The sequence below is a fragment of the Kitasatospora sp. NBC_01250 genome, from assembly GCF_036226465.1.
In the GTDB taxonomy this organism is placed as follows: Bacteria; Actinomycetota; Actinomycetes; order Streptomycetales; family Streptomycetaceae; genus Kitasatospora.
In genome coordinates this window covers 258,382-284,737 of sequence record NZ_CP108476.1, presented here as the reverse complement: position 1 = coordinate 284,737, position 26,356 = coordinate 258,382, and the positions used below count along the sequence as shown (strand labels likewise).

At 71.4% G+C, this 26,356-nt stretch carries 27 protein-coding genes and 1 pseudogene; 19 read left to right on the top strand and 9 right to left on the bottom strand.

Annotated features, from left to right (window positions below):
• The first annotated feature begins 13 nt into the window (after nucleotides 1-13).
• The 6 genes from OG500_RS01420 to OG500_RS01400 all read left to right on the top strand — a co-directional run bounded on the left by OG500_RS01420 (nucleotide 14) and on the right by OG500_RS01400 (nucleotide 5,048).
• A complete protein-coding gene (locus tag OG500_RS01420; protein ID WP_327064492.1) occupies nucleotides 14-550 on the top strand; it encodes an ImmA/IrrE family metallo-endopeptidase in 537 nt (178 codons plus the stop codon).
• A 4-nt stretch (nucleotides 551-554) separates the two neighbouring features.
• On the top strand, nucleotides 555-1,904 hold the full coding sequence (locus tag OG500_RS01415) for an MAB_1171c family putative transporter (RefSeq protein ID WP_329575511.1): 1,350 nt from the start codon (nucleotides 555-557) through the stop codon (nucleotides 1,902-1,904).
• Complete coding sequence (locus tag OG500_RS01410) at nucleotides 1,901-3,106, top strand: cytochrome P450 family protein (protein ID WP_327064490.1); 1,206 nt, start codon at nucleotides 1,901-1,903, stop codon at nucleotides 3,104-3,106. Before OG500_RS01415 ends, OG500_RS01410 begins: the two co-directional genes overlap by 4 nt.
• A 137-nt stretch (nucleotides 3,107-3,243) precedes the next feature.
• Nucleotides 3,244-3,714 carry a hypothetical protein gene (locus tag OG500_RS01405; RefSeq protein ID WP_327064489.1) on the top strand — a complete coding sequence of 157 codons (471 nt, stop codon included), beginning with the start codon at nucleotides 3,244-3,246 and terminating at the stop codon, nucleotides 3,712-3,714.
• Between the two features lie 24 nt (nucleotides 3,715-3,738).
• Nucleotides 3,739-4,221: an endonuclease/exonuclease/phosphatase family protein gene (locus OG500_RS38035; RefSeq protein ID WP_442906988.1), complete on the top strand. Its 483-nt coding sequence runs from the start codon at nucleotides 3,739-3,741 to the stop codon at nucleotides 4,219-4,221.
• 47 nt (nucleotides 4,222-4,268) lie between these two features.
• Nucleotides 4,269-5,048: a DUF6928 family protein gene (locus OG500_RS01400; protein ID WP_329575507.1), complete on the top strand. Its 780-nt coding sequence runs from the start codon at nucleotides 4,269-4,271 to the stop codon at nucleotides 5,046-5,048.
• Between the two features lie 30 nt (nucleotides 5,049-5,078).
• On the opposite strand, the gene OG500_RS01395 is transcribed toward OG500_RS01400, so the two are convergent.
• Together OG500_RS01395 and OG500_RS01390 are read right to left on the bottom strand one after the other, a co-directional pair.
• The gene (locus OG500_RS01395) at nucleotides 5,079-6,296 is read right to left on the bottom strand and encodes an MFS transporter (protein ID WP_329575505.1); all 1,218 of its coding nucleotides are present in this window, start codon (nucleotides 6,294-6,296) and stop codon (nucleotides 5,079-5,081) included.
• A 645-nt stretch (nucleotides 6,297-6,941) separates the two neighbouring features.
• On the bottom strand, nucleotides 6,942-7,337 hold the full coding sequence (locus OG500_RS01390; protein WP_329575502.1) for a MerR family transcriptional regulator: 396 nt from the start codon (nucleotides 7,335-7,337) through the stop codon (nucleotides 6,942-6,944).
• Between the two features lie 99 nt (nucleotides 7,338-7,436).
• Here OG500_RS01390 and OG500_RS01385 point away from each other — a divergent pair, with 99 nt between their 5' ends.
• The 3 genes from OG500_RS01385 (at nucleotide 7,437) to OG500_RS01375 (ending at nucleotide 10,276) form a co-directional block, all read left to right on the top strand.
• The gene (locus tag OG500_RS01385) at nucleotides 7,437-8,177 is read left to right on the top strand and encodes an SDR family NAD(P)-dependent oxidoreductase (RefSeq protein WP_329575499.1); all 741 of its coding nucleotides are present in this window, start codon (nucleotides 7,437-7,439) and stop codon (nucleotides 8,175-8,177) included.
• A 386-nt stretch (nucleotides 8,178-8,563) separates the two neighbouring features.
• Nucleotides 8,564-9,583, top strand: a complete 1,020-nt coding sequence (locus OG500_RS01380; RefSeq protein WP_327064485.1) for a hypothetical protein — start codon at nucleotides 8,564-8,566, stop codon at nucleotides 9,581-9,583.
• Between the two features lie 165 nt (nucleotides 9,584-9,748).
• Nucleotides 9,749-10,276 carry a peptidylprolyl isomerase gene (locus OG500_RS01375; protein WP_327064484.1) on the top strand — a complete coding sequence of 176 codons (528 nt, stop codon included), beginning with the start codon at nucleotides 9,749-9,751 and terminating at the stop codon, nucleotides 10,274-10,276.
• Between the two features lie 611 nt (nucleotides 10,277-10,887).
• Here the strand turns inward: OG500_RS01375 and OG500_RS01370 are convergent.
• From OG500_RS01370 to OG500_RS01360, 3 genes are all read right to left on the bottom strand, one after another.
• Nucleotides 10,888-11,952: a phosphatidylinositol-specific phospholipase C domain-containing protein gene (locus OG500_RS01370; protein ID WP_329575494.1), complete on the bottom strand. Its 1,065-nt coding sequence runs from the start codon at nucleotides 11,950-11,952 to the stop codon at nucleotides 10,888-10,890.
• 166 nt (nucleotides 11,953-12,118) lie between these two features.
• Nucleotides 12,119-13,375 carry a cation:proton antiporter gene (locus tag OG500_RS01365; RefSeq protein ID WP_327064482.1) on the bottom strand — a complete coding sequence of 419 codons (1,257 nt, stop codon included), beginning with the start codon at nucleotides 13,373-13,375 and terminating at the stop codon, nucleotides 12,119-12,121.
• Between the two features lie 222 nt (nucleotides 13,376-13,597).
• Nucleotides 13,598-14,614: an SMP-30/gluconolactonase/LRE family protein gene (locus OG500_RS01360; RefSeq protein ID WP_329575490.1), complete on the bottom strand. Its 1,017-nt coding sequence runs from the start codon at nucleotides 14,612-14,614 to the stop codon at nucleotides 13,598-13,600.
• Between the two features lie 340 nt (nucleotides 14,615-14,954).
• Between OG500_RS01360 and OG500_RS01355 the strand changes: the two genes are divergently transcribed.
• Entirely contained in the window at nucleotides 14,955-15,281 is a 327-nt protein-coding gene (locus OG500_RS01355) for a hypothetical protein (RefSeq protein ID WP_329575487.1), read from the top strand.
• Between the two features lie 218 nt (nucleotides 15,282-15,499).
• Here OG500_RS01355 and OG500_RS01350 read toward each other — a convergent pair whose 3' ends face one another.
• Complete coding sequence (locus tag OG500_RS01350) at nucleotides 15,500-16,711, bottom strand: glycosyltransferase (protein ID WP_329575484.1); 1,212 nt, start codon at nucleotides 16,709-16,711, stop codon at nucleotides 15,500-15,502.
• A 248-nt stretch (nucleotides 16,712-16,959) separates the two neighbouring features.
• Between OG500_RS01350 and thpR the strand changes: the two genes are divergently transcribed.
• Nucleotides 16,960-17,577 (top strand): RNA 2',3'-cyclic phosphodiesterase, encoded by a 618-nt coding sequence (gene thpR, locus OG500_RS01345; RefSeq protein ID WP_329575482.1) that lies wholly within the window; start codon nucleotides 16,960-16,962, stop codon nucleotides 17,575-17,577.
• A 442-nt stretch (nucleotides 17,578-18,019) separates the two neighbouring features.
• Complete coding sequence (locus OG500_RS01340) at nucleotides 18,020-18,733, top strand: G1 family glutamic endopeptidase (protein WP_327064477.1); 714 nt, start codon at nucleotides 18,020-18,022, stop codon at nucleotides 18,731-18,733.
• A 167-nt stretch (nucleotides 18,734-18,900) separates the two neighbouring features.
• On the opposite strand, the gene OG500_RS01335 is transcribed toward OG500_RS01340, so the two are convergent.
• On the bottom strand, nucleotides 18,901-19,524 hold the full coding sequence (locus OG500_RS01335; RefSeq protein WP_329575477.1) for a restriction endonuclease: 624 nt from the start codon (nucleotides 19,522-19,524) through the stop codon (nucleotides 18,901-18,903).
• 121 nt (nucleotides 19,525-19,645) lie between these two features.
• Nucleotides 19,646-20,149 (bottom strand): DinB family protein, encoded by a 504-nt coding sequence (locus OG500_RS01330; protein WP_329575474.1) that lies wholly within the window; start codon nucleotides 20,147-20,149, stop codon nucleotides 19,646-19,648.
• Between the two features lie 181 nt (nucleotides 20,150-20,330).
• On the opposite strand from OG500_RS01330, the gene OG500_RS01325 reads away from it, so the two are divergent.
• From OG500_RS01325 to OG500_RS01300, 5 genes and pseudogenes are all read left to right on the top strand, one after another.
• Nucleotides 20,331-21,017 (top strand): alpha/beta fold hydrolase, encoded by a 687-nt coding sequence (locus tag OG500_RS01325; protein WP_329575472.1) that lies wholly within the window; start codon nucleotides 20,331-20,333, stop codon nucleotides 21,015-21,017.
• 384 nt (nucleotides 21,018-21,401) lie between these two features.
• On the top strand, nucleotides 21,402-21,959 hold the full coding sequence (locus tag OG500_RS01315) for a GNAT family N-acetyltransferase (protein ID WP_329575469.1): 558 nt from the start codon (nucleotides 21,402-21,404) through the stop codon (nucleotides 21,957-21,959).
• A gap of 84 nt (nucleotides 21,960-22,043) precedes the next feature.
• Nucleotides 22,044-22,901: a helix-turn-helix transcriptional regulator gene (locus OG500_RS01310; RefSeq protein WP_329575466.1), complete on the top strand. Its 858-nt coding sequence runs from the start codon at nucleotides 22,044-22,046 to the stop codon at nucleotides 22,899-22,901.
• Nucleotides 22,888-23,346, top strand: a pseudogene (locus OG500_RS01305) (SDR family NAD(P)-dependent oxidoreductase); the annotation flags it as partial. The gene OG500_RS01310 and the pseudogene OG500_RS01305, both read left to right, overlap by 14 nt.
• Before the next feature lie 70 nt (nucleotides 23,347-23,416).
• Nucleotides 23,417-23,749, top strand: coding sequence for a hypothetical protein (locus OG500_RS01300; protein ID WP_327071817.1), 333 nt, complete (start codon nucleotides 23,417-23,419; stop codon nucleotides 23,747-23,749).
• A gap of 166 nt (nucleotides 23,750-23,915) precedes the next feature.
• On the opposite strand, the gene OG500_RS01295 is transcribed toward OG500_RS01300, so the two are convergent.
• The gene (locus OG500_RS01295; RefSeq protein ID WP_329587949.1) at nucleotides 23,916-24,074 is read right to left on the bottom strand and encodes a hypothetical protein; all 159 of its coding nucleotides are present in this window, start codon (nucleotides 24,072-24,074) and stop codon (nucleotides 23,916-23,918) included.
• Between the two features lie 220 nt (nucleotides 24,075-24,294).
• Between OG500_RS01295 and OG500_RS01290 the strand changes: the two genes are divergently transcribed.
• Nucleotides 24,295-25,056: an SDR family NAD(P)-dependent oxidoreductase gene (locus OG500_RS01290; RefSeq protein ID WP_327064468.1), complete on the top strand. Its 762-nt coding sequence runs from the start codon at nucleotides 24,295-24,297 to the stop codon at nucleotides 25,054-25,056.
• A gap of 833 nt (nucleotides 25,057-25,889) precedes the next feature.
• Complete coding sequence (locus tag OG500_RS01285; protein ID WP_329575463.1) at nucleotides 25,890-26,177, top strand: hypothetical protein; 288 nt, start codon at nucleotides 25,890-25,892, stop codon at nucleotides 26,175-26,177.
• Nucleotides 26,178-26,356: the final 179 nt, after the last annotated feature.

The window sequence follows — 26,356 nt, the reverse complement described above, 5'->3', positions numbered from 1 at the left end:
AAGGGGACCGGAGATGGACGGCACGGAGCTGCGAAGGCGCTGCACCGAGGCAGTGGCTCAGATCAGGATCCCGAGCCCGTTCGACATCAACGCGTTGGTCGACGCCGTCGAGGGCCGGCGCGAGCGGGAGATCTCCCTCGTGGCCATGCCGCTGCCCGTGCAGCCGGGCAGCCCCTGCGGGCTGTGGGTGGCCACCGACCAGGTCGACTACATCCTGTACCACCGGGACACCAGCAAGGCCCACCAGGAGCACATCGTCATGCACGAGCTCGGGCACATGCTGCTGGGGCACGGATCCACCGACGCCGATCAGGACGAGGCCGCGAAGCTGCTGATGCCCAACCTCAAGCCGGAGTTCGTCCGGGCCGTGCTCGCCCGCTCCCTCTACACCAGCGAGGAGGAGCAGGCCGCCGAGCTCGTCGCCTCGCTGCTTCCCCTCCAGGCCCGCCGCAGCGGCGGGCCCGCACCGCAGCGGCCGGTCAGCCCCGGCGTGGCGAACCTCGTCCACCACCTCGGCGCTGCCCTGGAGCGCAACTCACGAAGGACCTGACCCTGTGCTGCTGCTCACCGTCGTCTACGGCGTCCTGTCGGTCATCACCTGGGCGGCCTTCGTCTACAAGGTCCGCGACCTGATCGGCAATTGGCGCAACCGCGAACTGCAACTGCTGTGCCTGGCGATCGCCACCTTCGCCGCACCGTTCGTCCTGGCCTCGCCGCACGTCTACATCCTGATCGACCGCGTGATCGGGACGCCCAACATCGCCTCGCTGATCATCTACATCTGCGTGGCGATCTGCCTGACCTCCTTCGTCGCCCTGCTGGTCTCCTGGTCCTCCGCCCAGGCCAGGCTCCGGGCCCGGCACTGGGTCGGACTGGGCTACGCGCTGGCGACGCTCGCCGTCATGACGATCTTCTTCTTCCTGGGGGACACCGGCTCCGTCGAACACCCCATCGACTTCGACGTCACCTTCGAAGCAGTCCGCTACGTCGACGTGTTCCTGCTCAGCTACCAGCTGCTGTTCACCCTCGCGATGGGCATGCTCGTCGTGCTGTGCCGACGCTACGCCGCCATGGTCGACCGCCCCTGGACACGACGCGGCCTCAGGATCGTCACCGCCGGCGCCTGGTTCGGCCTCGGCTACTGCGTGCCCAAGGTCGTCAACATGGTCTGGGACCTGTTCGGCTCCTCCCCGCTGCACGTCGTCAGCAGCATCGTCGCACCGCTCTCCGCCAGCGTCTCCGCGGCGCTCTTCAGCCTGGGCTTCACCATGCCCGCCTGGGGCGCCGGCGTCAGCCAACTGCGGGACCTCACCGCCGTCTACCGCTCCTACCAGCGCCTCTACCCGCTGTGGCGGGACCTCGCGGTCGCCTTCCCCGAACTCGTGCTGATGTTCGCACCGACCGAGCGCACGAACCGCTGGTCGCTGCGCACCGCGCACCGCATCTTCGGCCGCCAGGTCATCGAGCTGCGCGACGGCAGCATCGCGCTGCGGCCGCACAACGGCCCCGAGGACGGCCTCGACTCGGTCCCCACCCTCAGGGACCTGGAACTCCTCGTCACCCGCCAGCAGGTGGAGATCCGCGACATCCAGCTCCGGCTGCGCCCGCACTACACCGAAGCGGTCGCCGCCGCGGCCCGCGAGCAGGCACAGCTCCACCGACTCGCGGCGAAGGACATCGAAGCCGTCGTCGAGGCGACCCAACTGGCCGTCGCCCTCCATGCGCACAACGCCGGCATCCCGCTGCCGGCCCTCGCCGTCCAGGGGATCGACGACCCGGCCGGCGGAGACCGCGCCGAAGAACTCGCCTGGCTCGTCAAGGTCGCCGCGGCCTATGGCAGCTCGCCCGTGGTGGCCGACGTCAGGACACGCTTCGCCGGCTCCGACACCGGGGTGTCGGCATGACGGGGCCCGGGCCGGGTGCCGAGGCGCCCGAGCTCTTCGACACCGCGCTGCTGCACGACCCGCACGGCGGCTACGGCCGGCTGCGTGCCCAGGGCCCGGCCCTGCGCACGACGACACCCGACGGGGCCCCGGTCTGGCTGGTCACCCGCCACGCGGACGTGCGGGCCGGGCTCACCGACCCGCGGCTGTCCCTGAACAAGGCCACGGCCACCAGCAGCGGGCAGCACGGCGCCTCCATGCCCGCCGAACTCGACGCGCACCTGCTGAACATGGACCCGCCCGACCACAACCGGCTGCGCCGCCTGGTCGCCCCCGCCTTCACCCCGCGCAACATCGCCCGGCTGCGCCCGGCCGTCCAACAGCGCACCGACGCACTCCTCGACACCTTCCACCACGGCTCGGCCGACGTCATGGCGGACCTGGCGACACCGCTGGCACTCGCGGTCATCTGCGACGTGCTGGGCATCGCCGAGCAGGACCGACGCGACTTCCGTACCTGGACGAACGCGCTGCGCTCCCCGGCCCCGGACGCGGCACGCGCCTCCCGCCAGGCGCTCAAGGACATGCACACCTTCCTGGTCGCGCTGATCACCCACAAGCGCTCCCACCCGGGCGACGACCTGCTCACCCAGATGATCTCCGCGCGCGACCACGACGACCGGCTCTCGGAAGCGGAACTGGTCGCGATGTCCTTCCTGCTGCTGTTCGCCGGCTACGACAACAGCGCCAACCTGATCGGCACCACCGTCCTGGCCCTGCTCACCCACCCCGACCAACTGGACTCCCTGCGCTCCGGCACCCTCGACATCGCCCGGGTGGTGGAGGAGGTCCTGCGCTGGAACGGCCCGTCCATGCTGGCCTCCAGGCGGTTCGCCCGTGAACCCGTCCAGATCGGTGACGCCCGGATCGCCGCCGGAGAACGCATCTGGATGTCCCTGGCGTCCGCGAACCGGGACCCGCAGGCCTTCGGCGACCCCGAGCAGTTCAACGCCGACCGACCGGAGAACAGCCACCTCGGCTTCGGCCACGGCATCCACTTCTGCCTGGGCGCCGCCCTCGCCCGCCTGGAGGTCGAAACCGCCGTCCTCACCCTCCTGCGCCGCTACCCCTCGCTGCGCCTGGCCGGCCCCGCCACCGAGCCCACCTGGTGCGACTCCTTCCGGAACCGGGGCCTGCTCCACCTACCGGTCACCTGGGCGTAGGGGGAGCGATCCGGGCAGCGGAACCCGGTGATTTGCGTAGTCGGAGCCCGTAGTTCTACCGATGCCCCCGTGCCCCGCCGCGGGGGAGAATCGCCCGCGGCGACAGGAGCCGAGGCCGATGCGAGAGGAACCGTGTGATGGGCTGTGTGGGTCGTGCGATCGGCTTCGTCCTGCTGGTCACGGTCGTCGGCACGGTAGCCATGATCGTGTGGTGGAAGTCGGGCGACCAGTCGGGCATGCTGAGCCACGCTCAGCTCCAGGCGCTGAGACTGTCCGGCACCTGGAGGAACAAGGACGGCGCAACCATCACCTTCACCAGCCAGCCGACCGCCGCCGACGGTGCCCAGGGCAGCGCCACCTTCAGCAACGTCCTGCACTTCTTCACCTACGGGCAGGGCACACCACCGATGTCGGGCACGGGACACTGGCAGCTGGGCAAGGTGTGGTACGGGCCCACCGGCGTGCTCATCAGCTTCAAGGACAGCGCATCGCAGCAGAACTCCCCGACCTCGGTGGTCCTGCTCGCCGAAGGCAGTCCGACCTCTCCCACGCTGATCTGCGACAGCAGGAAGTCGACTCCCGCCTGCGATTTCACCAAGGTCTCCTGAACCTTGGCCCCGGCAGAGCGCCCCGTGCCCGCCGGTCCGCGGACGGGCGCCGCACGTAGCCTGACGATCGCGACGCTGAACACGCGCGGGACCCCGCTGCTGGGCACCCACCGGGCCGAGCGGTCCGCGGCCGTCGGCGCGGAGTTCGAGCACTCGCCCGTCGAGGTCGTCGGCTTCCCAGAGGTCCACACCTACCAGCATGTGCGGCAGCCCAGGGCCGCTCTGCCCGCGTTCCCGCACGTGGCGTACGCCCGCACGCCGGTCGGGCCCGCCGGCGGGTTGGCGATTTTCTCACCGCACTGCATCGACTTCATCCTGGCCCGGCGAGGACATCGTGGCCGAGCACGCGGAGCTGATCCTCGACCAGCAGATCGCGATGCCCTCCGGCCGCGGCTTCGTCTCCGACCACCTCGGCCTGCGCGCGGACCTGCTGGTCCGCGGTGGGTGAGGTCCGGCGCCACCTCTCCAGCTGAGGCCGGGCGGCTTGACCTTCCTTGTCGGTGCTGACGAGTAGGGTGCGATCGCAACGTCGGCCATCGCTATGGGGAGGATTCTTGGGAGCCAGGACCGGTCTGCTCGTGTACTCCGATGGAGCGGCGCCGGACCTACTGAAACGGGTCGGTGCGCCGGATCTGGAGCGGACGACCGCGATGATGCGATGCCTTTACCCGGGCTGGGGCATCGAAGCGACCTCCGGCTCGACCTTGGCGGACGGGGCCCATCCTCCGGACGGTCGGGTCTACGCGGGAAGTTGGCCGGGGGTGGACCTGGTATGCGATGGACGTGTCATGGTCGACCTCCCGTCCCGACTCCCGGACGAGCTGGTGGCGGCAAGTGCGGGCCGGCGCATGGTGCTGCACGCCATGCACAGCGTGGTGGACTGGCTGGCATTCGGAGTCTGGGAGGATGGGCGTCTCATCCGGTCGCTGAGTCTGTCCCCGGACAGTGGGATCGCCGAGGACATCGGCGATCCCCTTGCCTTCGAGCAGCCCTACTGGGCCGGGGACCGCGCAGCGGGGGCCATCGCATGGCCGGGCGAGGACGAAAGGCCGTACCCGCTGCCATTTCACCCACTGGACATGGGCGAGGATGCGCTGCGCGCGCTCTGTGGGTTCGTCCTGGAAGGCCGCCCGGAGCCCAGGGACGTGGAGGCGGACGCCGTCGACCTTCACGGCTTCCTTGTGCGGGATCCGAACGCCCCGGATCCCGCGGAGAAGGAGGCGGCACTCAGGGCAGCCGTGGCGGCCATGGGCCCGCCGCGTGCCTACCTGCTCGGCGCCGACGGCACGTTGGTCGAACGAGAAGCACCTGGGGGTGGGTTCTCGGCGGCTTGACGAGGGCCCACCCCTTGTTCGCGCTCCCGGTTACTGGATCTTCGCGGGCCCGAGCGGCCTCCAGGCGCACCCGGCGACTGCGAGCATGACCACAGCGGCCACCCAGAACGGAGTGGTGAGTCCCAGGCTCTGGGCGAGAAACCCGCCGGCGATGGTCCCGATGGCGGCTCCGCCGAGGTCACACAGGATCCGGACGCTGCCGACGCGTCCACGCAACTGGTCCGGGACGGTCTGCTGGTAGAGCGTCGAGGCGACCGAGCCCCACACCATGGTGTGGATGCCGAAGAGGATGAGTACGGGGGCGGCGATCCACACATGCGTCGTCGCGGCGAGCGCGGCATGCGTGAACGCCTCGATGAACAGCCCTGCGCGCAGCAAGGTGGCGGCTCGGTAGCGCTGTTTGAGGTAGCGGACCGAGAGGGTGCCGAGGGTGCCGCCGATGGCGAAGGTGGTCAGCAGCAGGCCGTACCCGAGGCCGGTCACACCCAGACGTTCGCGAACGTAGAGGACGAACACCGAGAATGCGGCGCAGAAGACCGCGTTGCCGATGCCCATGCTGAGCGAGACGGTTCGCAGTACGCGGTGGCGGGCGAGCCAGCGTGCCCCGGTCGTCACATCCCTGCGAAGCGGGCTGCGAGCTGAGCTGGTGGCCGGAGGCGGGGTGGTCCGGACAGGGCGGAGAGTCGCTGTGAGCGCGGCGGCGACAGCGAAGGTCAACGCGTCGGTGGCGAACGGCGCCCCCACGGCGAGGGCGAAGAGCCAGGCGCCGAGCGGTTTGGCCATGAACTGGTTGCCGATGGTGAAGGTGAGCGAGAGTCGGGCGTTGGCTTCGGCAAGCCTGTCCTGGGCGACGACGGCCGGCAGCAGCGCTCCGCTGGCGGTGTCGGCGAGGGTGTCGGCTGTGCCGAGAGCGAAGAAGACGGCGTAGATGAGCGGGAGACTCACCGCGCCGAGTGCCGCGGCGGCGGCCAGCGCGCCGAGCGAGACCGCGCGCGCCAGGTTGACGGCGACGATCAGCCTGCGTCGGTCCAGCCGGTCGACGAAGACTCCGCTGACCAGGCCGAACAGTAGCCAGGGCACCTGCTGGCTGAACGCCGCGACGGCGACGGGCACAGGCTCACGGGTGATCGAGGCGACAATCATCGGGCCGGCAGCGAGGGTGATGCCGTCGCCGACGGTGGAGATGGCTGATGCGGCCCAGAGCGTGCGGAATCCCGCGCCGAGCGGCGCGGTGTTTCGGGCAGACAAGGATGGCTCCTCGGTGGGAGAGAACGGTCGGAAGGTCCGAACCCGTCTCGCCGAAGGAGCTACGGCGCAGATCGATGGTCTGCGAACGGGCGCGATCAGCGCGCCCGCAGCTCCCGGGACGAGGCGGTAACCGTGTCCAAGCCGAGGCGCATGCCACATCCCCATCTCTCGATCGGTATCTGCAGGCACGTTACCGGGCCGCGTAGCCACGACGCCATGGGTTTTTGCGCCGTGCGCGGCCCGAATGGTCGTCAGGAGGCCTCAGGGGCACCGCCGGGGCCGACGATGATCTAGTGTCCGCCACCGCCGCCTGAGCGCGGAGGTCACCCCCCGCCGGGATGACCCCGAGTCAGGGAGGGTTGTGTGCTGATCGCTTCCGCGCTGCCTTGGCGGGTCCAGGTGGGTCGAGTGCGTGGAGAGGACCACGTCCGCGAGCACGTCGTCCACCACTTCGGCGACGAGCTAAGCGCCGAGCAGTTCGCCGGCGCGCTGTCGAACGCCGAGGCGGCGTAGGTGTCTTGAGGTCCGGCCCGTGTCGTGGCCTTCGCAGCTGCCCGGCCTCGCCCCTCCTGCGCCCGAGGGCGCGGCAGCCTGCGCCGGTCGGTCGGTCGGTCGGTCGGTCGATCGGTCGGCCCGGCCCGGCGCTCAGCGTCGAGGCGTGAGTGCGGCAGGCCCGGTGGCCGCGTTCTGTGACGCCGTATCGATCACTTCGTCAAGGACGTCGCGCGAGCGGACCAGTTCGACGATCATGCGGTCGATGCGGTCGCGCTCCGCCGCCAGCTCGTCGACCAGCTGCGGGGTGGCGGCCTCGTTCGGGCGACCGTCCGTATCCCTCATGCAGGGCAGCAGTTGGGCGATCTTCTTGCTGTTCAGGCCCGCGGCGTAGAGCGTCTGGATGCGTACGACGCGGTCGACCGCCCACTCGCCGTAGTTCCGGTGGCCGCCGGGGGTGCGCTCCGCCCGCAGCAGTCCTTGCGCCTCGTAGTACCGCAGCGAACGCTCGCTCACCCCGCTGCGCCGCGCCAGCTCACCGATCCGCATTCCCATCCCCACCCCGTGTGACGACGACTTGAACCTGACACCGATGGCAACTTCTACCATGCCGGCATGACGAGCACACCGTTTCGGGAGGAGACGTCGATGAGTGAGCTGACCGGCAAGGTGGCGCTGGTGACCGGGGGCAGCCGCGGCATCGGCGCGGCGACAGCCAAGCGGCTGGCCGACGCGGGGGCAGCGGTGGCGCTGACCTATGTCGAGGCCGCGGACCAGGCGCGCGAGGTCGCCGAGCAGATCGAGGCGGCCGGCGGCCGGGCCGCGATCATCCAGGCCGACCTGACCCGGCCGGAGGCCGCAGCGCAGGCGGTGGAGCAGACGGTCCGGGAGCTGGGCCGCATCGACATCCTGGTGAACAACGCGGGCTTCCTCACCTACGGTCCGCTGGCCGAGGTGTCCGCCACGGAACTGGACCGGGTGCTCGCCGTGGACGTCCGGTCGGTGTTCCTGGCGGCTCAGGCCGCCGCCCGTCACATGGGGGACGGCGGGCGGATCATCAGCATCGGGTCGTGCTTCAACGGGCGGGTTCCCGGCTCGAACTTCGTCCTGCAGGCGATGGCCAAGTCCGCGCTCGTCGGGCTGACCAAGGGCCTCGCCCGGGAACTGGGGCCGCGCGGGATCACCGCCACCATCGTGGATCCGGGCCCGATCGACACCGACATGAACCGGGCCGACGGCGGGACCGCCGATTTCCAGCGCTCCCTCACCGCGCTGGGGCGTTACGGCGAGGCCGAGGACATCGCCGCCGCGGTGACCTACCTGGCAGGCCCCGGGGGCCGCTACGTCACCGGCACCGCCCTCGCCGTGGACGGCGGGTACACGGTCTGACGGCGCCTCGTCCCTGCCCCCGTCCCCGTCCCTGTGCCCTCGCACCCGACCGGCCGCGAGGGGACGGGGACATCGTCGTGCTCCTGGCCCACTGGATGGAGCCGCACCCCGCGGCCTCACCTCCGCCGCACCGGATGCCCGAACCGTCAGGCGGCAGCGGCCAACCACGCCCGGGGCGCGCGCTGGTGGCCCCACCTGGCCCGGAACACCGCGCGCAGTCGCTCGGTCCCCGGCTCGACGCCATCGCCGCGTTCCGTAGGGTGGGCCGTTCGGAGGATCAGACGGCACGAGGGGTGGGCACGCGTTCGATGAGGTTTTCCAGGACGTGGGACGGTTGGCGAGTCCCGGCGCGGTCGCTGCGGCGGGCGTGGCGGGCGTGGCGGGCGTTGTACCGACGGTGGCCGCGGCGGCGGATCCTGCTCCTGATCGCGCTGGCCCTGGTGGCCGCGCTGCTGCTGCCGGTGGCCGGGATCGGCATCGCCCTGCGCCTGGAGGCCGGCGGCACCCCGGCGCCGCAGGCCCGCACCCGCGGGCAGGACGCCGCCTGGCTCGGTCACGCCTGGGTGGACGGCAGCAAGGGCCCGGCCGACCTGGCCGGCCTGCCGCAGCTGGTCCGCGGCGGGATGCGCGACCTCTACGTGCACGCGGGGCCGCTGAACGACGACGGTACGCTGCCCGCTTCCCGCTACCCCCGGGCGGGCGAACTGCTGGACGCCACACACCGCGTGCTGCCCGGGGTGCGGGTGCAGGCCTGGCTGGGCGACTTGGTGGAGCCGGAGGAGCACGGGCTGCACCTGGACGACCCTGCGGTGCGCCGGCGGATCACCGACTCGGCCGCACAGGTACTGGACGCGGGCTTCGCCGGGGTGCACCTGGACCTGGAGCCGGTGCACTCGGGCGACGCCGGCTACCTCGCGCTGCTCGGCCAGGTGCACACGCTGACTGCCGCCCGGGGCGCGCTGCTGTCGGTGGCCACCCCGCAACTGGACCCGCTGCCCGCGCTGCACACCGTGGCGGGCGTGTTGGCCGGGCACCCCAAGTGGTGGTCGCAGGACTACTTCGGGCAGGTGGCCCGCCGGGTGGACCAGGTGGCGGTGATGTCCTACGACACGGCGATGCCGCTGCCCTCGCTCTACACCGGCTACGTCGCCCAGCAGACCGCGCTGGCTCTGGAAGCCACCCCGGACCCGGTCGAGCTGCTGATGGGCCTGCCCGCCTACGATGCCGAGGAGATGGGCCACCACGGCTCCGCCGAAACGGTCCCGGCCGCGATCCGCGGGGTGCGCCTGGCACTCGGCCGCCACGCGCCGACCCGCGCGGCCTTCGGGGTCGCGGTGTACGCGGACTTTACCGCCACGCCGGCCGACTGGGCGTCCTACCGGCAGGACTGGTGCGGCGTGGAGTGAACCCCGCGCGGCAGAGGAGCCCCTGCGGCACCCTGCTGCGCGCCGCAGCCGCATCGGTGCCTTGTCCGCAACTCGTGCGGGTGAGATGCCGTGTTATCGCCCCGGGGGCGCCGATCAGCCTGCAGAATATCCGGGTCCGTAGATCGTGCACACCGAAGGATCACCATGGCGGAAGAGCTGTACGCGACACTGAAGACCAACAAGGGGGACATCGTGATCCGGCTGCTGCCGAACCACGCCCCGAAGACGGTGAAGAACTTCGTGGAGCTGGCGAAGGGCGACCGCGAATGGGTCGACCCGAGCACCGGGCAGCGGAGCACCGAGCCGCTGTACGACGGGACGGTGTTCCACCGGGTCATCGAGGGTTTCATGATCCAGGGCGGCGACCCCCTGGGCAACGGGACGGGCGGCCCCGGGTACAAGTTCGCCGACGAGTTCCACCCGGACCTGGCGTTCACCAAGCCCTACCTGCTGGCGATGGCCAACGCCGGGCCGGGGACCAACGGGTCCCAGTTCTTCATCACGCTCGGGGCGACCACGTGGCTCACCGGCAAGCACACCATCTTCGGTGAAGTGGCCGACGAGGCCAGCAAGAAGGTCGTCGACGCCATCGGCACGACGGAGACCAACCCCCGCAACGACCGCCCGGTGCAGGATGCGGTCATCGAGAAGGTCGTCATCGAGACCCGCTGACCACCGACAGCAGTCCGGGCCCGGGGGTTCGCGACACCACTCTCCCGTACTGAGCCCACCCCCGACCTGGCCCGCTCGAGGACTGCCCCACACCGGTCTCGGTGTGGGGCAGTCCTATGAGGCCGCAGGCCCGTCAGGCCCCTCGCAGGGATGTCCTGGAAGCCCCCGCCGGACTGGCTGGGCGCGCTCACGTCACGCCCGCCCCCGAACGATCACGTACAGCCTTCCGCGCGCCCGGTCGGCTTCCAGTACCCAGGGCAACCGCTGGGATTGGGCGTGATGATGGATCGATCGGCCCACGACCCGCCACGCATCCCCTCAGGGGGCCGGGGAGTTCGCTCCCGCCTCCCGGCGGCAGGATCCCCGTCAGGAACTCGCCACACCCTGGGGCAGGTTGGCGATCGCCTGCCGCAGACTCCCTGCCCTCCCCGTCCGCTGCGCACCCGCGGACAAGGCTGCCGCGGGGCGCCCGCTCGAAGCCGACAACCGCCGTTCGGCAGGATCGGCAATAATCACAGGGCTTTGACCATTCTTTACCTGTGCCATAATCCTTGATGGGAGAGCCGGCCGGCGGACGTCACGGTGGCTCTCGCCGGCCTCGCGCACCGATGTCAGCGGCCGCGCGGGAGCTGCTCGGCCAGTACCGTCGGCAGGCCCGTCCAGTCGCAGGAGACGAACGAGGCGTGTGCGGCGGCGAGTTGGGCCACCCGGGCAGCTGCGTCGGCTGCGGTCGGGGCGGTGTCGGACAGGGCGGGGGTCACGTTCTGGGCGTCGGTCATGACCAGCAGGTAGTGGTTGGTGTCGTACCAGGAGGTGTCGATGCCACCGTCGACGTAGGCGTGGGCGTCGCCGTCGAAGACGACGAACCACGGGCGCAGCGAGGCGTCGGGGTAGCGGGTGCGCGGGTCGCCGGGGGCGGCGTTGAGCACGGAGGGGAAGACCTGTGCCTGGCCGAGCGTGCCGGCTGCCTGGAGTGCGGCCAGGTGCTGGGCGTACTCGGTGTCGGTCCACAGGTGGTCGAAGGGGTTGCTCTGCTCGAACGTCCCCGGGATCGCCTCCAGGATCACCTTGCCGGCCAGTGCCGAGCGGGTGGGCCAGTTGCCGGCCCGCGCTGCCGCGTCGAGTGTCGGGTAGCTGCCCAGCAGGTCCGCCGGGCGGTAGACGTCGGCGCCCAGGTGCGCCTGGACGAGCGCGTCGAGCTCGGTCGGGCCGAGGCCGACCGTGGCGTCGAATCCCGCCTTCATCTCCAGTTTGACCATGATCGGTGAGTGGCCGGGGTGGGCCGCGAGCCAGATGCGCAGGTCGTCGAGGCAGCTGCCGAGGTCCTTGTTGGCGCCGCCGCGGTAGAGGTCGGCGGCGGTGGTGGCGTCGACGCAGTTGTTCTGGTTGCCGAGCGGGTTGGAGTGGCTGACCTTCCACTCGTGGGTGAACGGATCCACCCAGGTGTCCAGCTCGATGAGCGAGGTCCCGGTGTCCAGGGCGTCGGCCAGGTGGGGGAACTGGCTGGTGTCGTCGTAGGTGTTGTGGATGCCGACCGAGGTGGCGGCCGCGAGCGAGAGGCCGCCGGTGTCGGCGGCGGTGGACGTCCCGGTGGCGAGTGGGAGCGCGCAGGCGACGGCGGCGAGCAGGACGGCCGCACGGCGGACCGGGCGAGCCAGGGCGGCTGGGAAGGACATGGGACCTCCGCGGGTGGGGGCGGACCTTCTGGCATGTACGCGGTCAGGCTAGCGGGCGCCGGTGGAGTTCATATGGCGATACGTCAAATACCGTCGAACACATGGACGGCGGCGTGGACCTTCTCCGGGGGGCGCGCCGGGGCCCTGCTCGTGGATGGAGGGTCCGTCAGCGGTCCGGGTCCTGCTGGGCGCCGGAGACGGCTTCGGCCCGCCGCTGCGCACGGTCGTAGCGCCCCGCCAACGGGCCGTAGGTCAGCCCGTGCAGAACCAGGCTCATCAGCACGGTCATCACCATCACCTGGCCCACCAGGTCCGCGGCGTGCGGGTCCGCGGGGGCCAGGCTGATGAAGGCGAGCAGGCCGAAGACGATGGAGGCCAGGCCGCGCGGTCCGAGCCAGGCGAGCAACAGCCGGTCGGCCCGGCTCAGGCCGCTGCCCACCAGGCAGAGCAGCACGGGCGCGATCCGCACCACCGTCAGGGTCAGGAACGCGTAGGCCACCACCCGGGCGTCGAAGGCGCCGGTGAACGCCTGGGTGACCAACTGTCCGAAGACGAACCAGAGCGCGAGCGAGAGGAGCGTCCCGATGTCCTCCAGCAGGTGCGGTGCTTCGGGCGGCAGCGCGCGGGAGGCCGGGGTGAAGAGCAGGCCGGCCACGAAGGCGGCGACGAAGCCGTTGCCGTGCAGCTCGGTGGCCAGTGCGTACGCCATCAGCGGGAGCGCGACGATCCCCAGGCGCAGTGCGGCCGGCCGGGTCCACTCGGCCAGCCAGGCGCGGCGCAGCAGCCAGCCGCCGGGCTTGCCGACCAGGGCGCCCGCGACCACTGCCCACAGCAGCGCGTCGAGGGCGTCGCCGAGGTCGTCCGAGGGGGTGTGCGCGGCACCGTGTGCGACGCCGCCGTGGGCCTCGAAGCCGGCGAGGCAGAGCAGGAAGAGCGGGGCGACGATCCCGTCGTTCAGTCCGCTCTCGACGGTGAGCACCCCGCGCAGCCAGGAGGGCAGCCGGACGTCGCGGATCAGCTCGACCGCGGGGGCCAGGTCGACGGGTACGGTGATCGCGGCGAACAGTGCGGCCAGCCACCAGTTGTGGGCGGGGAAGAGCAGGACGCCCGCCAGTACGGCGACACCGAAGGTGAGGGGCAGGGCGAGGACCAGCAGCCTTACCAGCAGACCCCGTTGGCGGTGCATCACCTGGCTCGGCACCGCGGTGGCGTCGACGAAGAGGAGGACGGCGAGGATGATCTCGACCGCGTGCTCGGCGTCCGAGGTGGTCAGCGTGATCCGGACCAGCGGGTGTGGTCCCACGGTCAGCGCCACGCCCGCGGCCGTCATCGCGACCGGCGCCGTGATGCTCCACCGGGTCAGCCGGCCGGCCACCAGGGACCAGGCGAACAGCGTGCCCATGCTGACGACCAGCGCGATCACGGATGCACCTGCCTTCCCTGGTTCTGTGGTCCCCGGTTCTGTTCGTCCCCGGTTCGTGATCATGACGGCGGCACAGCCGTCATGATCATAGGGCGCGCCACCGCACCGGACGCGGGCTCCGCCGTTCCCGCGTGTCCCGTTGGCGTGTCCCGTTCGTGGGTCCCGGCGTCGAGTGCCGGCGCTCACGGGGTCGGGCGTTGGGGCGGGGTGGCGGTTGTCCGGTCAGCGGTCGTGCGAGGCCAGGTCCAGCACGACGATGTCGCTCTCGTGCAGACTGCCCGCCACGACGGTCCCGTTGTGCTCGGCGACGCTGGTCACGAGTCCGTAGGATCCGTCGCTCGCCCGCAGGTCGTGGACGAGGCGGCCGTCGAGGTCGAAGGCCATCACCTGGGCCAGCGGCGCCGGCTTGGGGCGGACGGCCTCGGGGAGGTTCCACACCAGGATCCGCCAGAGCCCTGCGAGCGGCAGCAGCTTGTCGAGCAGGGCGTTGCGCGGGGCGGCGATCGAGACCCACAGGAGGCCGTCGCTGCCCAGACTCATGTTGTCCGGGAGCCCGGGCAGGTTGTCGGCGAACGGCTCCACGGTTGCGGCCCGGGCGCCGGTGAGCCAGTAGCGGCTCACCCGGTATCCGCCGGTCTCGGCGAACAGCAGGTGCGAGGCGTCGGGAGCGAGCACGAGGCCGTTGGCGAACTTGAGGTCGTCGAGCAGCACGGTCACGGTGCCGTCCACGTCGCGGCGTACCAGCATGCCGGTGCAGGAGTGTTCGATGATGTCGCCGAGGTAGTGCTCGAGGTCCCAGCGTCGCGTGGAGACGGTGAACCAGATCGTTCCGTCAGGACCTTCGACCACATTGCTGGTGAAGGTGAGCGGGCTGCCGTCGACCTCGTCGACGAGGACCTGGACCGACCCGTCGGGGCCGACGCGCAGCAACCCGCGGTCGTGGTCGCAGACCAGCACGCTTGCGTCGGCGCAGGGCTCGAGTCCCAGCGGGCGGCCTCCGGTGGTGCCCAGCACGGTGCGGGCCCCGGTCGCGGGGTCGAGGCGGACGATGCTCCCGTCGGCGAGCCCGGTGAGCAGACCACCCTGCCGGTCGAAGATCACGTCCTCGGGCCCGTGCCCGCCGGTCGCCAGGCGGCGGGCGATCCGGAAGCGGCTCGTGCCGTCCGTGCCGCCGTGCCCGGGGGCGGCCGGCGGTGGGGTCCAGCGGCGGGGGGAGATCAGGCGGCGGTGCGGTTTCACGGCGGCGTTCCTGCCTGCAGATGGGGCGATGTCGGGGCTCAAGTGTGCAGCAGCGGAGGTGATACGGCGTCATCGCGAGTGCTGCGGCGGGCTGATCGGTGTCCGTCCGCAGCCGGAGGCGGGGGAGCGGATCGTCTGTCGGGAGCAGGGCCCGATGGGGCTCTCCGCCTACCCGCCCGCAGGTACTGCTGTTGCGTGGGTCTACCTCGTCGGCCGTGCTCAACCCCTGGGGTTGGCGCGGGCGTTGGAATTCTCCAACCACGGCTCGACGCGCGGTGGGCTGCGGCGGCGGCAGAGTTCTCGCTGTCGCCCCTGGCCAAAGGGTCGGATGGGGGACATCATGAAGCTGGCTCGGACCGCCGTTGTCGCAGCAACGGTGTTCGCAGCGCTCGTTCCGTCGGCCGTCGCGTTCGGCGCGGACTCGACCACGGACCCGGTCGCGGACCCGTCGAGCGTGACGGACATATCCGGTGCGTCCGACTCGTCCGATGCGCCGGCCACCGCCGCGCGGCCGCACCAGGACTGGGCCACGCCGACCGGCGCCCTGCACACCCCCGGCAGCACCAAGCACGACTGCAGCGGCAGCGTGGTGCGGAGCGGATCTGGTGTGGAGTACAGCCCCTGGTTCGCGGACACCTTCGCCGCCGCCTACGACTCGGTGAAGTAGGCCATCGCCGGGTGCTGTTCACGCCGTTCACGCCGTTCGTGCCGAGATAGCCGCGATGGCTGCGACGGCTGCGACGGCTGCGACGGCCGATTTGTGCACGGCTTCGGGCGGCATCAGGGCCCATGGCGGCGTCCGAAGTGTCCAGGAGTCGAGGCAGCGCCATGTGCGGCCTGGGCCCGGTTCGCTTCAGTAGGGCGGTGGTGGGGGATCCCGGGGAGTCAGTGGCCGAGTTCGTCGATGCGGGAGAGGACGGCACCGGCGCCGTCCTCTGCCGCTATGCGCCGGGCGATGTCGGCCGCGCGGCGTCGGACGGTCTCGGCACTGGCGGCCGTGATCGCGGCGGCGAGGTGCTCGGCGGTGAGGTCCGGGAACGGGAGCGGCTGAGGGGCGACTCCCAGCCGGTGCAGGCGTGCCGCCCAGAACGGTTGGTCGGCCATGACGGGGACCGGCACGGCGGGGATCCCCGCGCGCAGTCCGGCTCCGGTGGTGCCCGCTCCGGCATGGTGGACGACGGTGGCCGTGCGGGGGAGCAGCCAGTCGTGGGGCAGGTCGCCGACGGCCAGGAGGTCGTCACCCGTCCCTCCCAGTCCGGCCCAGCCTGCCTGCACCACCGCGCGCACACCCGCCCGCCTCACCGCGGCGGCCACCAGCTCGCTGAGCCGCTCGCCCTCTCCGGGTGCCATGCTGCCGAAGCCGATGAACACCGGGGCCGGACCGGCTTGGAGGAGGTCGACCAGTTCGCCCGGGGGCTGCCAGCCCTGCGGTCGAGCGGGCCACCAGTAGCCCGTCACCTCGGCCCCGGACGGCCAGTCGGCCGGACGCGGCACCACCAGCGGACTGAAGCCGTGGAGGACCGAACCGGTACGCCCGGGCGGTGCCGGGGGCGTTGCGGCGGGCAGTCCCAGGCGGTGGCGCAGCCGGGTCGCAACGCCGGTGAGGAGCGCCTCGCCGCCTCGGAGCACCGCTTGGCCGGCCGCGAGATTGCCGTCCGGCCCCAGGTCGTCGACGCCCCGGGCGCCGGGCAGCGGGAACTCCCTGGTGGCGAAGGCGGGCGCGAGGTACGTGCCGATGACCGGCGTGCCGAACGCCTCCCTGGCCGCCCGGCTGAGCGCCGACGGGCCGAAGGCGGTGAGCAGCAGGTCGGCACCGCCCGCCACAGCCTCCACCACCCCATCGGCGAGTCCGTCCAGAAACGCCGCCATCACTGCCCGGGCCTCCTGCGGGGACGCCGCCTGGCCCCTGGAGCGGATGAGTGCCCGCGGGTCTCCCGGCAGCGGCCGGTACTCCAGATCGCACGCCTCGACCAGCGTCGCGAAGGGCGGGTGAGCGGCCACGGCAACGTGGTGCCCCGCCTCCAGCAGACGCCGGCCCAAGCCCGTGAACGGCGCGACGTCCCCTCGTGAGCCGGCCGTGATGATCACAATCCGCATGGAGCGATTCTCCACCACGGCGGTTCGCGCCCGAACGCCCCTGACCGCCAGCGGGACCGCTCCGCTGCGGAACGAGCCGGAGCGGGGCCGGTGCGACTCCGGTGCCACTCCCGTGCCCGGCGCTGTTCGCGCCGAAGGCCCGGCCGGGGCCCCGCACCCGGCTGTCCGCTGTCGCGCTGCCCCCGGGCGCCGGTGGCCGGTGCTGGTGCCGGTGGCCCGGGGTGTTGGTGAGGTGCTAGAAATCCCTGGTGGACGATCACCCCGAGCCCCTGACCCTGCGTGTCTTCGTGGCACTGGCTCCGCCGGACGCCGCGAAGGACGAGCTGGCCCAGGTCCTGCGGCCCGCTTACGCCAGGTATCCGCGGCTGAGGTGGAACCGGATCGAGGACTGGCACATCACGCTGGCCTTCCTCGGCGAACTCCCCTCCACGACCGTACCGTTGCTGCGGTCGGTGCTGGCCGGCCGGGCGGCGTCGCACCCCGCCCTGCAGCTGGGCCTGCGCGGTGGCGGCCACTTCGACGAGCGACTGCTGTGGAGCGGGATCGACGGGGACCTGGAGGGACTGCAGCTGCTCGCCGCCGATGTCCGGGAGCTGGTCAGATCCTGCGGGATCGAGTTCAGGGACCGCGCGCTGCGCCCCCATCTGACGCTGGCACGGTCGCGCCGCGACGATCCCACCAGCGTGCCGCAGGCTGCGGCCGAGCTCAGCGGGTTCGTGGGCCGACCGTGGCAGGCCGAGCGCCTCCACCTGGTCGGCAGCAACATCGGCCGTGGGCCTGGGCCGATCCGGTACCGCGACATCGAGGCGTGGCGATTCGGCGACGCGATCCCGGCCGAGGACAGCAGCGCCCCCGCCGAGCCGTAGGCGGTCCGGGGGCAGCAGAGGAGCTCGTCGTCCGAGCGGCGGTCGATCGGTAGACGGCCCTCGACCTCGCCGGCGGGCCGACGGTGGTCACACCGGCGCCGCGTCGGGCAGGGACCACCCGAACGGCCACAGCGCGTAGCCGGTCGGGTGTTCGTCTCCCTTGGTCGGGCGGGTCCGCTGGGCACATGACCATGGTGCGGCACCGGGCTGACGGCCTGCTGACGCGAGCCTGACGCTCCGTCGTCGCTGATTCGGCGCAGGCGTTCAGGCGCGGAGCAGCCGTCAGGCGTGCTGCCCGGCCGCCGAATTCACGGGAAACTCGAAGCTTCCAGGCTCTTGCCCAGCGCATGACAATAGGTCACTCTGTACTGCCCCCCAAGCCCCCCACACGGCTCGGGCGGGCTCGCGAGCATCCTGTTCGTCCCCCCACGGAGGAGCCAGCATGCGCAAGTTCCTGATACGCGTCGCCACCCTCGCGGCAGCGGCCACCGCTCTCGCCCCCGTCGCGCCGACCACTGCGGCGGCAGCCCAGCACCTGGCGTTCCGCCCCCTGAGCTACAACATCAACGGCTACAACTGGGGCGGCTACGCCGCTACCGGCAGCGGCTTCACCTCGGTCTCGGCCACCTGGACCGAGGCGCGCGCGACCTGCAACTCGACCAACGACCTCTACGCCCCCTGGGTCGGCATCGACGGGTACGGATCGTCCAGTGTCGAGCAGACCGGCGTGGCGACCGACTGCTCCAGCGGCAGCCCCGTCGACCAGGCCTGGTACGAGATGTACCCGGCGAACCCGGTCTACCTGAGCACCAGTTCGTACCCGGTGTCGGCCGGGGACGTCATCAACGCCTCGGTGACCTACGCCGGGAGCAACAAGTACAACCTGAAGCTGACCGACTCCTCGCGGGGTTGGACCTACAGCACCAGCAAGACCCTCTCCGCGCAGCGGGCCAGCGCCGAGGTGATCATCGAGTCGCCGAGCGGGGCCTACCCCAACTTCGGTACGCTGAACTTCAGTTCCGCCACCGTCAACGGCAAGTCCCTCGGTTCGTCGAACCCGGTCGCGATGGACCCCTCGAACGGCGCCTACGAGGCCCGCACCAGCGCGCTCGGCTCCGGCGGCACCAGCTTCAGCGAGACCTACCTGCAGGAGTAGTCGCACCGGCGCTGGGGCGGCCACCCGCCCCAGCGCACGCGGTTCGTCGGTTCGTCGGTTCATCGGGCCGTCTGGTGCAGGAGTTGATCCGCTCCACATCCTTCGATGTGCGCGGTCAACGACGCTGTGGCGCACCGGACTTCACGGCGGAGGACGCCGGTCGGGGATCAACCGGCCGGTCCGAGTCTGCGGTTGGTGCCGGAGCGGGCGATGTCGAGGTCGAGGAACGAGGTCAGCGGGGTGCCGTTGTTCCAGAAGCCGAGCAGGTCGACGTCGATGAGGGTGAGCCGGTGTTTGGCGGCGAACGTCCGGGCCGGCTTGGTGAACACGCAGGAGGCGACGAACAACGGGACGTCGGCGTGGTGTTCCAGCCGGGCGGTGCCGTTGAAGAGCTGGATGTCGCGGCTACCGACCGAGCGGTGCGGGGCGTAGCGCTTGCACTGGATGACGAGGCGGCGACCGTCGGGCAGCGTGGCGGTCACGTCCGCGCCCAGGTCGCCGGCGCCGCCGACGCGCTGGACGGAGCTGCAGCCGTCGCGGCGGCACAGCGCGGCGACGTGGTCCTCGAACTGGCGGTCGTCCATGGCCCAGACGGTGTCCATGGACCGGCGCGCCGCCAGGGCGGCCTCGCCGGCGAGGCGGGCCCGCTCGGCTGCGGACTCCCGCCGCCCGGCCCGCACCAGACCGGTCAGCAGCACCCCTGCGGCCAGCGCCCCCAAGACGATCACCAAGACCACCACGCCGGGTCCCCCCTCGTCGCCCACCTGACTGCCGTCCTTCTTGCTGCCCACGCAGTCAGGTGTCTACGCGCTGCTTCAGCTGATCCGGTCCCGGATGCACGGATCCACGGGTGCCCGATGCCGGCCCAGGCCACCTGGTCGTGATCCACCGACGGATCGCCCTGGGCGCGGATCAGCCCCGGTTGTGGTCACCGGTCGAGCCGTCGACGAGCTCGCGCAGGATGTCCATGTGGCCCGCGTGCCGTGCGGTTTCTGTCGTCATGTGGATGAGCACCCAGCGCAGCGACACGGCGTTGCCGGCGTAGGACGTGCCGAGGTCGTCGAGGCCGAGCTCGTCGATCACCTGGTCGGCGGCGGCCCGGGCACGACCGTAGAACTCCAGGATGTCCGCGGTGGACTCGTGCGGTTCCACCCGCATGTCGGAGGTCTCGTCCCGATCGAAGTCGAAGGGCAAGGGCCCCGTTTCGCGGCCGAAGGTCTCGCGGAACCAACCGAGCTCAGCGCCCCCGAGGTGCTTGACCAGCCCCAGCAGGTTCGTCCCCGACGGCGTCATCGGCCGCCGCAGCTGCTCGTCGTCGAGGCCTTCGAGCTTCCACAGCACCGCATCGCGATGCCGGTCGAGGGCGGCGTACAGACTGTCCTTCTCGTCACCGGTAAAGGGCACGCTCTTTGTCATGCGCGGACGGTAGCAGCCGCGGGGCACCCCAGCTTCGGGAGCCCCGGAGCACTGCCCGGCGACACTGCCCCCGAGGGCCCGACGCCTCGGTCGAGGCCCAATGGGACCATCACGAACAGTAACTTCCCGGGTACTCGACGTAGGGTGGCGTCATGGCGTGACAGCTACGAAGGAGGACGTCATGGCAGGCAAGGCCAGCATCGTTTTCGCGCACGGACTCTGGGCCGACGGGTCGTGCTTCAGCAAGCTCATCCCCGTGCTGCAGGCCGAGGGCCACCAGGTCTACAGCTCGCAGCACGGCCTGGACTCCCTCGAAGGCGACGTCGCGTGCGTCACCCGGGCCATCAACCACGTGCCAGGCCCGGTCGTGCTCGTCGGGCACTCCTACGGCGGGACGCTGATCACCAAGGCGGGCATGCACGACCGGGTGGGCGCGCTGGTCTACATCGCCGCGCTCGCGCCCGACGAGGACGAGACCTCGCAGAGCCAGCAGGAGAAGTTCCCCAGCATGCCGGTCTTCAAGCACCTCGACGTCGCCGACGGCCGCCTGTGGCTGCTCGAGTCGGGCATCGGCGACTTCTGCGGCGATCTGCCCGCGTCCGAGCAGCAGCTGGCCCTGGCGACGGGCGCGGTGCCGGTCGCCGACCTGTTCACTCAGCAGGTCCCCGGCACCGCCTGGCGTACGAAGCCGAGCTGGTACATCGTCGCGAACAACGACCGCACCGTGAACCCGGAGCTGGAGCGGGCCGCCGCCGAGCGCATGGGCGCGAAGACCTACAGCGTGGACAGCAGCCACGTGCCCATGCTGTCGCACCCCGACTTCGTCCTCGACGTCATCCGCGACGCCGCGAAGGCCCTGGAGGCGTAGCCAGGGCTCTCCTACGGATCGGCGGGCCGACCAAGCTTCGTGGTCGGCCCGCCGCGCGAGCGTCCGATGGCGTGGTGGACGGGTTCGCCGAGGGCTCCTGCACCTGCTCGAACTGGAGCGAGATGACGCGGATGCCCTCGGGGCGAAGCCGGTGGGAGAGGATGTCGGCGAAGCTGGCCTGAGCGGCTTTGGCAGCGTAGAACGCGGGGTGTGCCTGGGCGCGGTGGTTCCGGGGTTCCTGCCCGGCGGGGCTTTCCGGTCTTTCCGGGTGCACGCAACTGGCACCGCGTCGGAGCGCGTCCTGCTGCGTGGCGACGTCAGAAGTCGTTGCCCGCCATGGCCGTACGAGCGAACCGTGTGGCCGAGAGGATCAGGAGCCGTTCCATGCCGGACGAGACCACCGTGAACCCCGTCGCCTGGCCGCCTGCCCCGATCAAGACCGGGCGGCTCGTGCTCCGTGAGGCCGAGGCCCGGGACCGTGCGGCGCTGATCGAGCTGGCCGCCTCACCGGAGGTGGGCACCTACGTCGGCGGCGCTCGACCGCGTGACGAGCTCGAGCGCGCGATGCCCGAGGTGCCCGGACAGCGCTTCGGCTTCTTCGTGGCCGAGCTCGACGCGACAGCGATCGGCATGATCACGCTCGATCGGCGCGACCCGGAGCGCAAGGGCCACATCCGTTCGGAAGGCGGGGAGCCCGAGCTCGGCTACCTGTTCCTGCCGCAGGCGTGGGGGCGCGGGTACGCCACCGAGGCATGCGCGGCGGCGCTCGACTGGTTCGCCGACGCGCATCCCGGCGAGCCGGTGGTGCTCTCCACCCAGACCGCCAACGCGGCCTCGATGCGCGTCGCGGCGAAGCTGGGGTTCACCGAGGTGGAGCGGTTCGAGGACTACGGCGCCGAGCAGTGGCTCGGCGTGTGGTCGCGGGGCACGACGTCCGACTGACCTTGCCCGACAGAGGGTTCGCGCCGAGCGGGTGGGTGCGGCAGGGCCACCTTCCTCGCGGTGCCTGCCCCTACCGTGGTGGGCATGCACACGAAACGGCTGAGCGAGTTCCTGCGGGCCCGGCGCGCGCTGGTGCGTCCCGAGGACCACGGGATGCCTGCGGGGGCGCGCCGTACTCCCGGTCTGCGACGCGAGGAGATCGCGGTCCTCGCCGGGGTGAGCACCGACTACTACGTGCGGCTGGAACAAGGGCGTGAACGCAACTCCTCGCCCCAGGTCCTGCGGGCCCTGGCGGCAGCCCTGCTGTTGAGAGGCGAGGAAGCCGCCTACCTGCGCGCGCTGGTCGATCCGCCGCAACCAGGGCGCCCCAAGCCGGCCCGGGAGTACGCGGGCCCGCAACTGGTGTCCTTGCTGGACACCTGGGCGGACACACCGGCTCTGGTCTACGGCCGGTACCTCGACCTCCTGGCCCTCAACCCCCTGGGTGAGGCGCTGTTCTGCTGGCTGGGCAGCGAGACCAGTCTGATCACGGCGATGTTCCTCGATCCGGCCGCCCGGGACTTCTACCGCGACTGGGCCGTCGTCGCGCAGGGCTGCGTGGCCGCGCTGCGAGCCGCCAACCCCACGGCGGACGATCAGCGGCTGCAGGAGCTGGTGGGCGAACTGTCCGTGCGCAGCCACGACTTCGCACGGATGTGGGCGCGCCATGAGGTACGGGCCAAGACGGCCTCGGTGAAACGCTTCCACCATCGGCTGGTCGGAGACCTCACCCTGGGCTTCGAGACCTTCTCCGTCAACAGTGCCCCCGGCCAGCACCTCGTCGTCTACCGGGCCGAACCCGGCACCGCCGCCGAGCGGTCACTGGCCCTGCTCGCCGGCCCCACCCTCACCCATTTCCACGATACTTCGAGCGAAGGGCACCTCCCGCATGACCTCCCCTGACGTACCGGTCTGGTTCATCACCGGCTGCTCCTCCGGCCTGGGCCGGGCACTGGCCACCGCCGTGCTGGAGCGCGGATGGCGGGCAGTGGTCACCGCCCGAGACCCCCGCGCGGTCGCCGATGTGATCCGTGGACACGAAGAACGCGCCCTCGCACTGCCGCTGGATGTCACCGACTCCGGGCAGATCGCGACGGCGGTCGCCCGGGCGCAGACCGCCTTCGGAAAGATCGACGTCCTGGTCAACAACGCCGGCTACGGCTACCTCGCCGCCGTCGAGGAGGGCGAGGACGACGAGATCCGCTCCCTGTTCGACACCAACGTCTTCGGCCTGGCCGACACCACCAAAGCCGTCCTGCCGGGCATGCGCGCCCGCCGCGCCGGCCACATCGTGAACGTCTCCTCACTCGGCGGCCTGGTCGGCTTCGGCGCCACCGGCTACTACCACGCCACCAAGTTCGCCGTGGAGGGCCTGTCCGAGTCGCTCGCCGCCGAAGTCGCCCCCCCTGGGCATCAAGGTGACGATCGTCGAACCCGCCGCATTCCGCACCAACTGGTCCGGGCCCTCCATGCGCCAGTCCGCCACCACCATCGACGACTACGCCCCCACCGCGGGCACCCGGCGCGCCGGCACGCTGGCCACCTACGGCCACCAGCCCGGGGACCCGGCACGCGCCGCCCGGGCCGTCATCGACGCCGTCACGGCCGAACAGCCACCGCTGCGCCTGCTGCTGGGCAAGGCCGCCTACGACATCGCCACCGCCAAGCTCGACACCCTCAAGGCCACCTTCGACGACTGGCGGGAGGTCACCCTCAGCACCGACTTCCCGGCGACGCAGGCCGCAGACTGACGGCGTGCCTCACCGATCCCGAGGCTGACCACGGGCGCGCGCGGCCGGCGTTGGACAGGCTGCCGCCGGTCGGTCACCGCTCGGAAGGCACCGGGCGCAGGGCCGCTGCTGGCATCATGGGTCCCGGCCGCGCTGTTTGTGGCGGCGGCCGGCCTCAGGCCCGGGCTCAGGTCGCCAGATCCGCCAGCAGGCTGCGGCGTGCGGAGTCCACGTGCTCCGCTGCCCGGCGGTCCAGTGTCCGACGGTCGCCGGAGCGCAGCAGTACGGCCAGTTCGCGGTGCTCGTCGACCACGCGTGCCCGGTAGTGGCCGTAGCCGGCGTCCACGCGGCGCAACTGGAAGAGGTGCAGCTGGGAGCGGATGGCCTGCCAGGCGGTGACATCCGGTCATCGTTCGCACCAGTCAATCCTGTACGGACGGCTGCCTGGCCCCTCCGTGGATTCCCAATGTTGACATCAAGACATTGCCCTGGGCAGGCTGATCCGGTCAGCGAGTCCGCTGGAGAGGAGCCCCAATGCTGTGCGACGAGTCGATGGTGTCCGCCCGATGAGGGGCGTCCTGGTGACCGGCGGCTCGCGCGGCATCGGCCGTGCGGTCGCGCTGGCCTTCGCCCGCGGCGGCGACCGCGTCGCGGTGCAGTACGCCGGCAGCCGCGCGGATGCCGAGGAGACGCTGCGGCAGTTGCCGGGGGAGGGGCACACGCTGCTCCAGGCCGATCTGGGGGAGCCCGGCGCGGCCGAGCGCGCGGTGGCCGAGGCGCTCGCCGCCCTGGGCACGCTGGACGTCCTGGTGAACAACGCAGCCGTCGCTCCCACGGCCGAGACCCGGCACCCGATCGCGCACACCCCGCTGGCCGACTGGCAGCGGATCTGGCGGCGCATGGTCGAGGTCAACCTGCTCGGTGCCGCCGACCTGAGCTGGGCCGTGGCCCGCCATCTCGTGGAGCGCGGTGCCGGCGGCGCCATCGTGAACATCGGCTCACGCGGAGCGTTCCGGGGCGAACCCGACTTCCCCGCGTACGGAGCGACGAAAGCTGCGCTCCACGCGCTCGGCCAATCGCTGGCCGTGGCACTGGCTCCGCACGGCATCGCGGTCACTTCCGTCGCCCCCGGATTCGTCGCCACCGAGCGACAGGCGGCGAAGCTGTCCGGCCCGCAGGGCGAACGCCTGCGAGCGGAAAGCCCGTTCGGCAGGGTCGGCACCCCGGAGGAGATCGCCGCCACTGTGCACTTCCTGGCCTCTCCCGCGGCGGTCTGGGCCTCCGGAACCGTCGTCGACCTCAACGGTGCGTCCCACCTGCGTACATGAGCCCAACGGCGGCAGCGGGCGAACAGCCAAGCTGACGAACACCCCGGACGCATCACCGAACCGGACGCCTCACCGAGCCGGACGCAGACCCTGGGCCGGACAACTCAACTCCGCCGTCCGCCAGCTGGATTCGATCCTCAGCCCGCACGGCTGGAACCGCCAGGCCGGTGTCGGCAATCAGGAACGTCGAAGGTGGCGGGCCTTCATCGAGCGAGACCGGCCTCTCGGTCCGCGGCAGCGATCTGGTCGAAGAAGCGCTTGTGAACCCAGTGACGCTCGCCAAGGATGCTCACCTGCCCCCAACGGCCGGAGACCGGGCCGAGCCGGGTCTGCCGTGGCATCGTGCCCGCCAGACGCCGTGGGCCGGCGCCGCCGGAGAGCTTGCCACTCTCCAACACGGGGATGGCGCCCCAGATGAACCCCTGCCGTACCTCGCTGCCGGCGGGAAGAAACGGTGCCGCACGCCGCGCCAGATCCGGTCGCGGCTCGGGGACTCGTGGACCGCTCTCATCAGTTCCGTCGATCAAGGCGACCCCTTCCCCCTGCCGCGCATCCCCAGCGCACGAAGCTACCGTACCGCCCTGGCACGGCGTTTCGTCTGCGGGCGGGCGTGACGGTACCTCCAGGAGGGTTCACTGACGGATGATCAGAACCACAGACCCGCCCGCGGCCAGCACGAGCACCCCGGCCGAGCACGCAGGAGTGCGGTGGCGTGCTGGGCGCTCATGCGAACCTCGACGAGGGTGCGCCAGTGCCGTTCCGCCCGGAGAACCTTCCGCGCCGTGCCTGCGTCCTACCTCGCGACCGCCCCCACACATCCAGGAGAACAGAGCATGGCCGACCGAGACGTTGAGCAGACCGAGGAGCAGGATGGCTCCCACGGCGCCTGGTGGGCGGAACTCGGGACGTGGGGAGCCGTCGCACTGATCGTCTTTGGGGGACTCGCGGCCGCGTGGGTCTCTTTCAGGCTGCCCGGCACACCGGAGGAGCCGGCGTCCGGCTACTACCAGGCCGCCAGGGTCGTCGCCATCGGCCTGGTGACGGTGGGATTCACCGTGTTGGGCCGCCGCCGCGCCCGGGCCGCAGCAGTCGAGGACGTGAGCGAGCAGGAACGCGCCTGATCCCCACCGGCCGGTAGCAGGCGCTCGGGCAGGGCAGACTGCTTGGACCGGACGTATCCATGCCCGGTGCGGGGGAACTGAGCACGACAGCACGACAGCACGGCAGTGGCCGGTCGTCCGGAGGCCGCGCTCATGCGCCGGCTCCGTGCACCGACCACAACGACCGCGCTCGCTCTGTG

Coding starts and splice junctions, on each gene's coding strand:
- OG500_RS01390 (WP_329575502.1), bottom strand. CDS start 7,337: ATGCGGATCGGTGAGCTGGCGCGGCGCAGCGGGGTGAGCGAGCGTTCG.
- OG500_RS01375 (WP_327064484.1), top strand. CDS start 9,749: ATGGCGGAAGAGCTGTACGCGACACTGAAGACCAACAAGGGGGACATC.
- OG500_RS01355 (WP_329575487.1), top strand. CDS start 14,955: ATGAAGCTGGCTCGGACCGCCGTTGTCGCAGCAACGGTGTTCGCAGCG.
- OG500_RS01290 (WP_327064468.1), top strand. CDS start 24,295: ATGAGGGGCGTCCTGGTGACCGGCGGCTCGCGCGGCATCGGCCGTGCG.
- OG500_RS01325 (WP_329575472.1), top strand. CDS start 20,331: ATGGCAGGCAAGGCCAGCATCGTTTTCGCGCACGGACTCTGGGCCGAC.
- OG500_RS01330 (WP_329575474.1), bottom strand. CDS start 20,149: ATGACAAAGAGCGTGCCCTTTACCGGTGACGAGAAGGACAGTCTGTAC.
- OG500_RS01340 (WP_327064477.1), top strand. CDS start 18,020: ATGCGCAAGTTCCTGATACGCGTCGCCACCCTCGCGGCAGCGGCCACC.
- OG500_RS01420 (WP_327064492.1), top strand. CDS start 14: ATGGACGGCACGGAGCTGCGAAGGCGCTGCACCGAGGCAGTGGCTCAG.
- OG500_RS01315 (WP_329575469.1), top strand. CDS start 21,402: ATGCCGGACGAGACCACCGTGAACCCCGTCGCCTGGCCGCCTGCCCCG.
- OG500_RS01285 (WP_329575463.1), top strand. CDS start 25,890: ATGGCCGACCGAGACGTTGAGCAGACCGAGGAGCAGGATGGCTCCCAC.
- OG500_RS01370 (WP_329575494.1), bottom strand. CDS start 11,952: ATGTCCTTCCCAGCCGCCCTGGCTCGCCCGGTCCGCCGTGCGGCCGTC.
- OG500_RS01350 (WP_329575484.1), bottom strand. CDS start 16,711: ATGCGGATTGTGATCATCACGGCCGGCTCACGAGGGGACGTCGCGCCG.
- OG500_RS01385 (WP_329575499.1), top strand. CDS start 7,437: ATGAGTGAGCTGACCGGCAAGGTGGCGCTGGTGACCGGGGGCAGCCGC.
- OG500_RS01410 (WP_327064490.1), top strand. CDS start 1,901: ATGACGGGGCCCGGGCCGGGTGCCGAGGCGCCCGAGCTCTTCGACACC.
- OG500_RS01405 (WP_327064489.1), top strand. CDS start 3,244: ATGGGCTGTGTGGGTCGTGCGATCGGCTTCGTCCTGCTGGTCACGGTC.
- OG500_RS01310 (WP_329575466.1), top strand. CDS start 22,044: ATGCACACGAAACGGCTGAGCGAGTTCCTGCGGGCCCGGCGCGCGCTG.